This window comes from Dolichospermum planctonicum (assembly GCF_005402965.1).
In the GTDB taxonomy this organism is placed as follows: domain Bacteria; phylum Cyanobacteriota; class Cyanobacteriia; order Cyanobacteriales; family Nostocaceae; genus Dolichospermum; species Dolichospermum planctonicum.
The window spans coordinates 1-12,241 of sequence record NZ_BJCF01000078.1 but is presented as its reverse complement, the minus strand read 5'-3'; the positions used below and the strand labels follow the sequence as shown (position 1 = coordinate 12,241).

10 protein-coding genes and 1 pseudogene are annotated in these 12,241 nt (G+C 39.8%); 2 read left to right on the top strand and 9 right to left on the bottom strand.

What is annotated here, in order from left to right:
- Nucleotides 1–124: 124 nt before the first annotated feature.
- Nucleotides 125–379, bottom strand: a pseudogene (locus tag FFO06_RS19975) (tetratricopeptide repeat protein); the annotation flags it as partial.
- 77 nt (nucleotides 380–456) lie between these two features.
- On the bottom strand, nucleotides 457–1,935 hold the full coding sequence (locus FFO06_RS19970; protein ID WP_137909594.1) for a hypothetical protein: 1,479 nt from the start codon (nucleotides 1,933–1,935) through the stop codon (nucleotides 457–459).
- Nucleotides 1,936–2,494: 559 nt separating this feature from the next.
- On the opposite strand from FFO06_RS19970, the gene FFO06_RS19965 reads away from it, so the two are divergent.
- Together FFO06_RS19965 and FFO06_RS19960 are read left to right on the top strand one after the other, a co-directional pair.
- Nucleotides 2,495–3,106: a peroxiredoxin gene (locus FFO06_RS19965; RefSeq protein WP_137909593.1), complete on the top strand. Its 612-nt coding sequence runs from the start codon at nucleotides 2,495–2,497 to the stop codon at nucleotides 3,104–3,106.
- 119 nt (nucleotides 3,107–3,225) lie between these two features.
- Nucleotides 3,226–3,771: a peroxiredoxin family protein gene (locus FFO06_RS19960; protein ID WP_137909592.1), complete on the top strand. Its 546-nt coding sequence runs from the start codon at nucleotides 3,226–3,228 to the stop codon at nucleotides 3,769–3,771.
- Nucleotides 3,772–3,806: 35 nt separating this feature from the next.
- Here the strand turns inward: FFO06_RS19960 and FFO06_RS19955 are convergent, their stop codons facing one another.
- The 7 genes from FFO06_RS19955 to FFO06_RS19920 all read right to left on the bottom strand — a co-directional run.
- The gene (locus FFO06_RS19955; protein WP_137909591.1) at nucleotides 3,807–5,720 is read right to left on the bottom strand and encodes a tetratricopeptide repeat-containing S1 family peptidase; all 1,914 of its coding nucleotides are present in this window, start codon (nucleotides 5,718–5,720) and stop codon (nucleotides 3,807–3,809) included.
- Between the two features lie 29 nt (nucleotides 5,721–5,749).
- Nucleotides 5,750–6,583, bottom strand: a complete 834-nt coding sequence (locus FFO06_RS19950) for a S1 family peptidase (protein WP_137909590.1) — start codon at nucleotides 6,581–6,583, stop codon at nucleotides 5,750–5,752.
- 163 nt (nucleotides 6,584–6,746) lie between these two features.
- Nucleotides 6,747–7,415 (bottom strand): COP23 domain-containing protein, encoded by a 669-nt coding sequence (locus FFO06_RS19945; protein ID WP_137909589.1) that lies wholly within the window; start codon nucleotides 7,413–7,415, stop codon nucleotides 6,747–6,749.
- A gap of 316 nt (nucleotides 7,416–7,731) precedes the next feature.
- Nucleotides 7,732–8,370 carry a COP23 domain-containing protein gene (locus FFO06_RS19940; protein WP_137909588.1) on the bottom strand — a complete coding sequence of 213 codons (639 nt, stop codon included), beginning with the start codon at nucleotides 8,368–8,370 and terminating at the stop codon, nucleotides 7,732–7,734.
- A gap of 88 nt (nucleotides 8,371–8,458) precedes the next feature.
- Complete coding sequence (locus tag FFO06_RS19935; RefSeq protein ID WP_137909587.1) at nucleotides 8,459–9,643, bottom strand: DUF1565 domain-containing protein; 1,185 nt, start codon at nucleotides 9,641–9,643, stop codon at nucleotides 8,459–8,461.
- 530 nt (nucleotides 9,644–10,173) lie between these two features.
- Nucleotides 10,174–11,232 (bottom strand): hypothetical protein, encoded by a 1,059-nt coding sequence (locus tag FFO06_RS21255; protein WP_162501216.1) that lies wholly within the window; start codon nucleotides 11,230–11,232, stop codon nucleotides 10,174–10,176.
- Nucleotides 11,233–11,273: 41 nt separating this feature from the next.
- Nucleotides 11,274–12,241: hypothetical protein (locus FFO06_RS19920; RefSeq protein WP_137909584.1), on the bottom strand; the 968-nt coding region annotated here is incomplete at its 5' end.

Below are 12,241 nucleotides of genomic sequence, written 5' to 3'. Positions count from 1 at the left end.
TTCTGCCGTCGTCTTAGGGTGGTAGCCAAATTGTTTGTAAACTTGTTCTGGGGTTAGGTATTTCATCTTTCGGTTAAATACGATTAACCCCAGTATACTACGTTATTTCGAGATTAGAGAGTATGGCTAATCTTTCTTTAACAACTTCTTCTCCTAATTTACCTTTCAGGTTTTTAATAAAAACATCACGGACTGGGGAGGTGCGTTTATATTTTTCCGTCATTAACCAACAAAATTCCCGTAATGTCTTTAATCTATCACCAGAAATAATAGTTAATTCACTATGTTGACCTTCAACTTCGCAATGAAGTAGACAACCAGATTTTAACCTGTTGAGAAAGTCAGACTGTAGCGATCGCAGTAGAGTAATCCAGTCCATTTTTCATTAACTTATATCATATCTGTCGGGGCTGGTAATTGCTCAGGTTTTCCTCCCTCTTACCCTTTGACAAATGATTATTGAGGATTTTTTCTTTCTTCTTTGATTTGGCGTAACTTTTGGATTAGTTTTTTATGAGACTCAGTATTGCCCGCAAGGGAATTATCTTTATGTGTCGGTAAAGTTACAGGATTAAGAGTATTTACGGTGGCAGTCTCAAGGGTCTTCTTAGTATCCGGGGGTGTAGATACTTTTTCTGGATTGGGAGTTAGTACGGGTTGTGTTTGAGTTGTAGATACTTTTTCTGGATTGGGAGTTAGTACGGGTTGTGTTTGAGTTGTAGATACTTTTTCTGGATTGGGAGTTAGTACGGGTTGTGTTTGAGTTGTAGATACTTTTTCTGGATTGGGAGTTGCAGAAGGTTGAATCTTAGAACTTACTCCAGAAGCATTGAGATTATTTTGGAACTTGAATTGGAAGGGATAAGAGCTAATCAGTTGCTTATCGGCTTGAGGTGGATTATCCTTGAAATATGCTCTTACTTTAGATTGTAACTGAGGCGATATACTGGTCTCTTGGAATTTAATATCTAAAACCTTGCCATCTGAACCTATGAATGCTGCTCCCGAAACTGTACTTTCCATCTCTGCTGTATCACTAGGGATGGTTTCACGAATTACACCTTTTTCTTTGACATTCGGATATTCCTGTTGAATGTTTTGTCTGAAAGCGCGATAAGATTGCAGTTTAGCCACCAATTGCTCAGTTCCCTTACTTTTAAATTCAGACTCGGTTGTGAGTATTTCTGGTGATTTACTTAGAGAATTGTCTGTTAAAGCTATTTTTTCCTGTTCTTGAGGAATTTTAATCACATTATTTTCTGATTTCACTGCTTGTGTTGGTGAAATTTCTGTTGACGTTCTACTGCCAATATCATACTGTGCAGGAGATGGATTATTCAGTGGTTCTCCAGGTATTTCATTATTCTGCTTGAGTTCTGGTAGCCTATTAATTGCTAAGGGTTCGGTTTCTGGGATTCTCTCGCTGAGATTATTGACATCAGGAGACGCTGAGGGAGTATATCTGGCTTCTAATCTAGGTATTTCTCGCTGTGAATTGCTGCGAATCAGTCCCAAGATAGCTTGTCTACTAGGCAGAGAAGAGATGTTATAGTTGGTTGGTGAGCTAGGAATAGGTGAGCTAGGAATAACTGATAATGGTGGATTAAAGGATTCTGGTTGCAAAGGGGGATAGATAGTTGTTAAGTTCCCCAAACTAGCGCCCGGTAGTTGCTGCTGTAGTGGTAGTTGGGGTTGCTGTAATGGAAGCTGGGATATTTTGGGAGGTTGCGGTAATCGCTTTTGATCAGCTGCGCTCAATTCCATGAGCGGAACTGCTTTCGATGGGTCAATCTTCGCAGAATTACTAGAGTTAACTGGCATTAATGGCACAATTAAGGCAATGGCACCATGGATACCAAGGGAAGCTATAGCCGCTATTCCAGTGGGTTGGCTCAATATTTCCGGTATGTTTTTGAGGACGGATACGTAAGACATAATGTTATCGTTTATTGAGATTGGTTAAGGTTGAATAGAAGTTTTATCAACAGAGAATTTAGGACTTATCTTCATGATCAAGTGTGAAGTATCAGTGAAGTATCAATAGTGAGGTTAATGGACATAATGCCCCTCATGCCAAAATTGATTAATTCCCGAATTTGTGTCTTGTGAATTATTTTTTTATATTTTAGACTATTTTGTCATTGCCTGTATCTATCCTAATTCCTAATTAATAATTTCCACTGCGGCTAATTTCAACAGGAAAAATCATGATATTCTAAGTTTCTGTTTTCGTTTCTGTTTTACCGGTTCCCTGTTTTCTAAAGTTGAGGAATCTCGGCTATTTTTCAGTATTACTAGTGTTAATATTTACTTCTTTTGCGCTTACTTAATTATGTTATTATGTTTGCCGTCAGCGTTGGGACTATGATCTATTATCTCATAATAACAAAATAATATATAATTAGATGATAACTGTGTAGATAAGTAATTTTCATTTAACTAATATGCCCAGGCTGCAAAATAGATATAAGTACCAAGAAGGAGAGTTAGGTTAATGATGTTCACCTACGGAATAGAGGGATGCCTCCGCGTTGGTCAACTAGCTCCCGATTTTACAGCAACAGCTGTAGTAGATCAAGAGTTTAAACCAATTAAATTATCTGATTATCGCGGTAAATATGTTGTTCTGTTTTTCTACCCCCTGGATTTTACCTTTGTTTGTCCTACTGAAGTTACTGCTTTTAGCGATCGCTATGCGGAATTTAGCAACCTGAATACGAAAGTTTTCGGTATTTCCGTTGATAGTGCATTTTCTCACCTCGCTTGGATGCAAACAGATCGTAAATCCGGTGGTGTTGGTGACTTAAATTATCCCCTGGTTTCTGACATTAAAAAAGAAATTAGCGCCGCTTACAACGTTCTCGACCCCTCCTCCGGTGTTGCTTTACGTGGTTTGTTCATCATTGACAAAGATGGTATACTTCAACACGCTACCATCAACAACATGGCTTTTGGTCGCAGTATAGACGAAACTTTGAGAATCTTACAGGCAATTCAGCACGTGCAATCTCACCCAGATGAAGTTTGTCCTATTGATTGGCAACCAGGAGATAAAACGATGAATCCTGATCCCGTCAAGTCTAAAATCTACTTCTCTACTATTTAGATAACTGGTTAGATAACTGGGGATTAGGAATTAGTGCTTACAAATTACTTACAAATTACTTACAAATTACTTAGAAATTACTTAGAAATTACTTACAAATTACTTACAAATTACTCTTTATGCTGACTGCAACTGATTTTACTGGCTTATTTAATGAGAGATTTTTCCATAACTTTTTACCTATACCAGCCTTAGATAATTTTAGATTGGGTGTAGGAACACCTGATTTTAAATTATCAGATATTACTAACAACACTGTCATCAAACTCTCTGATTTCCGAGGTAAACAACCTGTAATACTGGCATTTACCAGAATTTTCACAGAAAAGCAATATTGCCCCTTTTGTTATCCCCATATTCAAGCCATAAATGAAAATTATGAACATTTCCAAAATCGGGGAATTGAAATTCTATTAATTACTAGCACTGACAAAAAGCAAAGTCAAATCATCGTCAAAGATTTGGGTTTAAAAATGCCATTATTGAGTGATCCTAGTTGCCACACATTTCGTACTTATAAGACTGGACAAGCATTAGGAGCGCCTTTACCAGCGCAGTTTGTGTTAGATAAAGATGGAAAACTGCTCTACAGGCATTTATTTTCCTTCTTAAATCATAATGCCAGTGTAGAGACACTTCTAGAAAAATATAGCGGTAGGCAATAGTTTGGATTCGCAACGGCTATCTTGTTAATTAGCTCTCAATCGGGACTAACAGGTTCTAACTTACCCGTACGTCGATTATAACGATAACTTTTAGACATGAAACTGGGATGAGGAAGTACACAATATTTTTTACCATCAATCACAATTGATACTACTTTTTCCCCAGAGTTACAGGAGACATCAGTTAATTCCCAACTTTTAATTAGCTCTAAATTGGCATCAACAGGTTCTAACTTACCTGTATCCCGATTATATTGATACCCCCTAGACATTAAACTGGGATGAGGAAGTACACAATATTTTTTACCATCAATCACGATTGATACTACTTTTCCCCCAGAGTTACAGGGGACATTAATTACTTGCCAACTTTTAATTATATCCACATTTGGGTCACTAGAAGAATTAGAACTTGGTTTTGGCTGTGGTTCTGCTGGAGAATTAGAACTTGGTTTTGGCTGTGGTTCTGGTAGAGAAACAGGATTTTTAATATAACGTCTTGCAAATATTTCCGAGGCCTTTTGGTAATCTGAAAGTGCATTTTGAAAATCACTAGTTAAAGTGTAAGCTATGGCGCGATTAATGTAAGCATTAAAATCATCAGGATCAATCAGAATAGCTAGAGTTGACACTTTTATAGCTCCTGGATAGTCTTTTAAGTTATTAAGCACATCTGCCTGAATAGTGTACCCATAACTGTTGCGAGGTTCGAGACGAATAGCCTGTTTAGAAGATTCCAAAGCCGCTTGATATTTTCCCATTTTAATATAAGCCATACCTTGATGGGCATAGGCATCGGCATAGTTAGGGTTGAGACGAATTGCGCGGTTAAAATCCTCAAGGGCTGCTTGATCATTTTGTAAGAATAGCTGACTCCAACCCCGGTTGAGGTAGGCATCTAAGTAGTTAGGATCAAGAACAATAGCTTGGTTAAAATCCGTCAGGGCTTCTTGATGTTTGCTGACCCAGGTATATGAATATCCTCTTTTGAAGTATGCTTCTATATATTTAGGGTCTAGCTTAATTGCTTGAGTAAAATCTTCCGCAGCTTCCCGATAATTATATTGATCTAGTTTAGTAATACCCCTACCATAAAAGTCTCTTGCTGACTGAGGATTATTTAAATTATTAGCAGGTTTATTCGTAGGACTATCATCCTTCTTCATGGGGGTGTTTTGAATAATTGGCTCATTTGTAGCTAAAAAAGTATTAATAGGAATCCCGGCATTAAATCCCGTTTTTTGTGTCACCACTGCTCCGGTTTCCGTTTTATTCTTAGCTGAAGTATCAGCTAACCCGTGAATTGCCACAACCCTACCAGCAATATCAAACACCGGACCGCCACTATTACCAGTTATAGTTTTGGCATCATAAATCAAACCATAGCCATTAATAGCTTTACTAGCGCGAGAAACAACCATTCCGGTAGTAAAAGCAAAGTCTCTGGCAGATCCAACTTTACCAAACACCGCTGGAAACCCACCCACAAAGACATCAGCGCCCTCTACCATTTGGTCAGAGTTTCCTAAGGTAGCAATGGGATAATCTTCTGTAGCGACAAAAGTAGCTATAGCTAAATCCGCGTCATTTTTAGTTTTTTGTAAAACTTTAACATCTTTAACAGGGTAATCTTTGCCCGTGTTTGTGCGTACAGAATAGGTAATATCTGTAGCGCAGGTAATTTTTCCTGCCCGTCCTAAATCATCACATACCACATGATTAGCCGTGAGGACAGTGTAAATATTACCTTGTTTAGCAATAATTACACCTGAACCTCCAGGAGTAAGATCACCCTCTGCATTAATTTGGACTGAGGTATTTTTAGCAATTTGAGCAATCTTTTGGGTACTAACAGTATCAGCAGCAGACGTTGGTAGAGAAATTACAATAGTTGCGATTACTGCCGTAGTCAAGATGGTATAATTTACCCTGGTAAAATATAAATTCATATCCTGAGTTTTTTTGTATATCTTGGTAATTATGTTTGATCTTGGTTAACCATTTCTTGTTCTTTGAGAAAATCAAGAACATTGTCAATAGGAATAGCCCAACTAAGAGATTCCATTTGCAAATAATCTTCTTTTTTTGGTATGGTACCATCGGTAAAGGTAAAAGCATCAATACCTTGAAAAGGATACTTTAATAGCCCATTAATCCCAATTAGTTCACCCTGCTGATTTAAGGCAGGTCCTCCACTCATGCCTTGAAAAACATCATTAGTGCTGCCTAATTGATAACCACCAGGGAGAGTTTTGTCCAGCTGCATTTTAATAGTTCCAGTTTTGAGTTGAAAGGCTTTAACTCCCCAATGGCGGGTTTCTTCCATTTTAGTGATCTTCTTACCCTTGAAGACAAAATGCCAAGCGGGAAAACCAGAGGCGTATACTGTTTCACCCTCAGAAATAGCTTTTGACTTTGGCAATGTTACCACTTGATAATCCTCTGGACTAGTAAATTTCACCAGTGCTAAGTCCAATTTTTTTGTATTAACACAATTAACTTGCTCTGCTGGATAAATGTTACCATCAGCAGTCAAAATTTCATAACCATCTTCAGGACTATCAGTAACTACATGATTATTTGTTAATACTGTATAAGTTTGCCCTTCATGTTTAATAACTACCCCTGAGCCAGAACCAAATTTAGTGAAAATTCTGACAGTTACTTGATTGGCAATTTCGGCGGCGGTAATATCAAAATTTATAGAAGACGTAGCACCCAAAACTACCGGGTGGGAATGGGCATACAACTGAATCACAGAAAACGTTGTAATAAATAGTAAAAAGAATCTGCGAGCTATGGGAGAAAACATGATTATTAAACAAAAAATGGGGATTAAATCATGCCTACAAATTATAAGAAATTATATGTTAGCAATTAGGGAAGAGATCAAAACTTCATCTCTTCCTTAACTACTAATTACAAATGACTTTTTTCCTGGATTAACTCAGATAACTAGCAACTTGAGTTAATAATTACAAGCCACGTGAATCATCTCTAACAGCAGGTTTTTTCGCGCCTTGGCCAATAGACAGACCACGGTTACTTTTTAGCACATCTTCCAATTTGATCTGCACACGACCTTCTGTTTCCCGAACTACACCGGCGCTACTACCTTCACGACTAATTTGCATGATTTGGGCAAGAACTTGGTCTGCTTTTTTGGCGTTTTCTGGTTTGAGAGTAAACAGAGTATTGCGACCATCACAACCAGTGTCATTTGCGGAAATTACACAAATCACACTGCTTTTGTTGACTCGACCGGTCATCAACACAACATCTTTGAGGCTACCACCACTGTTAGCTACAGCCTCACCTAATTTCTTGGTGACGATTTGGCAACGCTTTTGAGGATTAAATTTATCACCAAAGTATTTTGAAGTTTGAGAAGTCCAGATAATGACGGGAATAGGCTGTCCACCGGGGCGCTGACCAACGGTAGCCACGTTACCCTTACCCTGGGATACACAGCTAAATTTAGTTCCTGTGTTGGCTTCCTCCGATGGGTCTACATTTGAATTATTACTACTAGTATCCACTTTATTATCTACAGGTGGTAAAGCTTGAACTGTAGAACCCAAACCAACAATGCTAGACAAGGCTAAAGTAGCAACTACAATCGCTGTTTTCAATTGATATTTCATAAGACCTCTAAATGTTAAAAAGAAGAAGAAATGAGACTTTTAGGGTTTCCAGTTAAGGATGTGAGAGAATATTTTGAAAGTTGTCAAGTTCACCCATCAAGTTGACTGCATAAGGCCTCCGGGAAACCTTTTCTATGGGGGGAGAGGTTTTGAAACCCCCATTCCCAAAACCAAGGTTTTTCCTTTTCCCTTTCTTCGTCAAATAAGGTTAGGGCGATGGGGGAAACTACAGTCGGAGAATTAGCTTTGCAGGAGCTAATTGTTTTATTGTTTTGAAGCAATTAAACTTAATACTTTCCAAACATCCTCTTACTTATTATAAACCACCAGTAGCTGGTTTAATTCGAGCAGCACTTTTCCCTTTTAGCAAAGCAGTCAATTTGACCTGGACACGACCCCCGGTTTCCCGAATTACGCCAGCACTAGAACCTTGACGACTGATTCGAGCTATTTGGGTAAGAACTTGGTCTGGTCTCTTGGCATTTTTCGGGTTTAAAGTAAACAGAGTATTGCCACCATCACAACCAGTATCGTTGATGGAAAGTACGCAAATGACGGTTTTATTTCCTACCGTACCGCTGGTCAAGACAACATCTTTGAGGCTACCACCACTATTAATTACAGCCTGATTAAATCTTTCTGTCACGATTTGGCAACGGCTTTGAGGACTAACTTTCTGACCAAAATATTTGGAACTGTCTGAAGTCCAAATAATTACGGGAATGGGTTCTCCACCAGGTCGCTGACCAATGGTGGCCACGTTACCATTTTCATCAGATACACAGCTAAATTTAGTTCCTGTATAAGCTTCCTCGGAGGGATCTAGATCTGAATCAGCACTATCATCTATAGTATTATCTACTTTTGGGAAAGCTTGAACTGTAGACCCCAAAGCGAAAATACTGGATAAGGCTAAAGTTGCTACTATGATCGCTGTTTTCAATTGATGTTTCATAAGACCTCGTAAATATTAAAAAAATTGGAAGAGATAATCTAAGACTTTGCTTTTCTGTAACTATTAAATGTCACTTTGATACAGAAACCTATAAACCCTCTCCTGGACGAGACGAAGTAGATGTAGGAGAATCTGCTAAAGCTTTAAGGTTACCAGTAGCCTGATTATATTGGTAACGTTTAGCTGTTAAGTCAGGATGGGGCGTAATGCAGTATCGTCTGCGACTCATGATGATGGTGACTACTTCACTACCAGAGTTACAGTCCATAGGTGTTAGTTCCCATTTTTTTAGCAGTGCTATGTTAGGATCACCGGCGGATAAATCAGCGGTTTGTGAAGAATCAGGTGTTTCTGTCGTTGTGACATCAAACATGGTGTTGTTTTTCGTAGCATTGTGGAAGTTATAACGACCATTATTAGCAATGACATTGCCACCTGGGTTATTACTAGTCCCCAAATCAGGTAAAGCATCATGAATGAGAACAATACCATCACGTTTGTTATTCTGAATTGTGTTTTTACGCACTAAAGGTTTAGCAGATTCAGAAATCACTATACCGTCCTTGTTTTGAATAATTTGATTTTCTGTTAGGGTGGTTGTGGAATCATTACCAATGGCTAAACCAAAGCCGTTATTCTGAAATAAATTATTACGAATTTCCCCCTGGCTTGATTTGGTTAGGGAAATCCCGTTGGCACTATTTCGCACAAATCGGTTATTTTCAATTTTAGGATTTCCTGTACCTGTAACAAAAACTCCTTCTCTAGCATTGTTAATAAAGGTACTGTTTTTGATAGTTGGGTTAGTTGATTCTACCCATACACCTGTACCCCTTTCATTGGTGTTGGTGACGGTTAAACCTTCAATTGTGGTATCTTGATCTGCCAGGATAGTAATATTCTGTTTAGCAAAAATGCTACTGATATAATCACCACCACCAGAAATAACTACCCTCTCACCTTTGCTGGATTCATCACCCCGTAATGTTACCCCTCGTTTGAGTTTGATCGGGAATGATTCGCTGCTATAATTACCGGGAGCTAATTGAATAACTGTACCCGTTTCAGCCCGACTCATAGCATAAGTAATGGTTTTATACGGCTTTGCTGATATTCCAGCTTGATCAGGATCTAAACCATTAACAGGGTCAACATAAATTACTGATGAAACTGGCGGTAATTGGGCTTGTGCTGCAAAGGTGACACCCAGTAAACTAGATATAGCTAAAGTTGTCACCAAAAAAGAGGTTCCTAATCCAAACTTGTTTCTCATTAATTACTCCCTGACTTGAGGAATACATCTTTTATTTATTACATAATACACTATAAATACTAAAATTTTATCAAAGTTAACATATAAATTTTATATAAATTTTTCCCCTCTTTTCGCCTCTTTTCCCTCGTTTCCCAAAAGAGCCAGGGAATAGCAGCGGGAACTTCTACTGTGTTTACTGTATTTGCGGCTTTGCCGCAAATTCTCCTTCCCAGATGGAGTCTGGGAAGGAGTTCATCAGTGCCAGAGGCAGATACAAAAGATTACGGGTACAAGAGGTGATTATCAGGGCTTTAGCCCTGACTAAAAACCAAAAAATTCAAAAAAATTATATTTTTTTGTGCCACTTGCATAAGTCATACCTGAGTCAAGAACCGTTCAGATTTACCGTCCTACAGAGTACGGACTATAAAAACCTGGACTTTGTTAGCATTTTTTAGGTTTTTTAGGTCGGCATAGCCAGCTTTGTCACCTACCACAATTCAGCAACTCCCAGGTATTGTTCAGAGTTGCGTCTGCGTAATTAAAGGTTATTTGATCACAGTTTTCAATTGTTTGAGTATGCCACCAATGCCGACGAAACCGCCATTGCGAGAGAGATTCTTAACAGCTTGCGGTTGACTTTGCAGGATAATCGAGTTGTAGGCAACAATAGCGTCGTTTAGCTTATTGATATTGACACTTATGCCAGCGCTGCCTTGAGCAATGATAGTAACCGGTTTAAAAGGTTTGGTGCTGGCTACTAGCTGTCCTGATGTTGCTAGGGCTAGGGGCTGATTTGGCAAGGAACCTTTAGAAGAAGCAAACAAACCAGTTAGGGCTGTGACTAGTGCTGTTGCTCGTTCCAGGGTAATACCCCCAGCAATGAAGCTGTTTGTTACGTTAGTCGCAGCCTGTTGTGCACCAGCACCACCTGTCAATAGCGTAGCAATGTCAGCAGCATCAACACTTCCTGTTGTACCACCTGTTGTACCACCTGTTGTACCACCTGTTATACTGTTAAAATTCTGAATAATAGCGGCACCCAACTGATTGATTTCAACCTGGTTTTGTGCGGCAAGGATGAGCACAACAGTCTTTCCCGTTTCACCATCTGTGACAGTGAGGCTAGATGAAGTTGATTCTACGGTCGCTGCTGTAGGTGCAACTGTTGCAGTTGTGTCACCACCTGTAGTTGTAGCCAAGGACAGCTTTCCGTCCGTGGAAATACCAGCTGTAATGGTAATTTTAACACCCGGTATTATAGGAATGGTGACAGGAGTTCCCGCCGTTGTTGTTGCTTGTGTTGTTACGGCTGTTGTTGTTACTGTCTCTCCTCCTATCGTTGTTGTTGTTGTTGTCGTTGCTGCTCCTGGTGCTCCTGCTGCTGCTGCTTCTGTTGCTGGTGTTCCTCCTCCTGCAGCTGCTCCTCCTCCTGTTGGCAGTGCTGCTGGCGGCACTGAGAAAGGGGTAATTGTTGAACCTTGCAAATTATTATTGCCACTCCCAGAGCCAGGTGCATTACCTCCAGCTTGGCTGGGTAATTGCCAGACGGCTAATGTTAATGGACTCAGACCGAGAGCAAAAATGAGATTTCTGATTTTCAACATGATGATTCTTTAAATTCTAAATATTCTAGATATGGAAGTGTTTATTTAGGCAAGAAATTGAAACCATAACCAATGCTAAAGGCAAATATCGTGCCGCCCGTGCTATTATCTGTGAGATCCACACCTTGGAGTGTAATGGTTAAAGGTATGGTTGGTACAGGAACTAGGGAAGCACCAAGGTTTAAACCAACTCCACTCCAACCTAGACCCACACCGACTTGGGGATGAACTTGCACACCGACTCCACCAAATACACCAGTACTGGCATTACCTTGGCGGAAGCTGCCACCCCCAACCCCAGCCGAGAAGGAGACGGGCATTTTATTCACAGAGTCATTAGGCTTCAAAAGGGAGTAACTTGTCACCACACCATAGGCACTGGAAGGTCCGGTAGGGTCAGTACCATAATTGGCAAAGGTATTCCAGCCAGCAGCTACACCAACTTGATTGGTTCCTTTAGCATAGACAATGCGGTGAGCTTTGAGGTCAAAGCTGCCATTAACTCCAAATTTTCTGATACTATTGTTGCTGTAAGCGAATTCCAGACCAACTAGTTTCTGGGAATCTCCTAAACCAAAACCGAGACTAGTACTACCGTCGATCACATTTCTCGTTTTACCAGCGGTCGTTCCTGATAATCCTACAAATGCGTCACTCATGTTAGCCCCGAAGGCACTCGGCCCAGCAAAACTGAGTCCAGGTGGGTAGGTGGGCTTAGGAGCTGGTGCTACTTTGAGCTTAATCAGGGGTTCAATTAGTAAATCCTGGCGGATTTTATTAACATCATCTGGATTACCTTCTCCAGTTTGTGCAATTAGCTGTGGTTGGTTTTGCTCAGGAACAGATGCCACTGTTTTTTCTAATTCTGCGGCGGCGACTACTTGTTTGGTATCGGTTACAGAATTAGCTTTTGCAGTTTTATCGGTGCTTAATTCACTGTTCTGGTTTTCAGTTATTATGTCATCTGCGGCAGATGCGGAATTAACTGAAATGGCTGTGGTCAGGAACA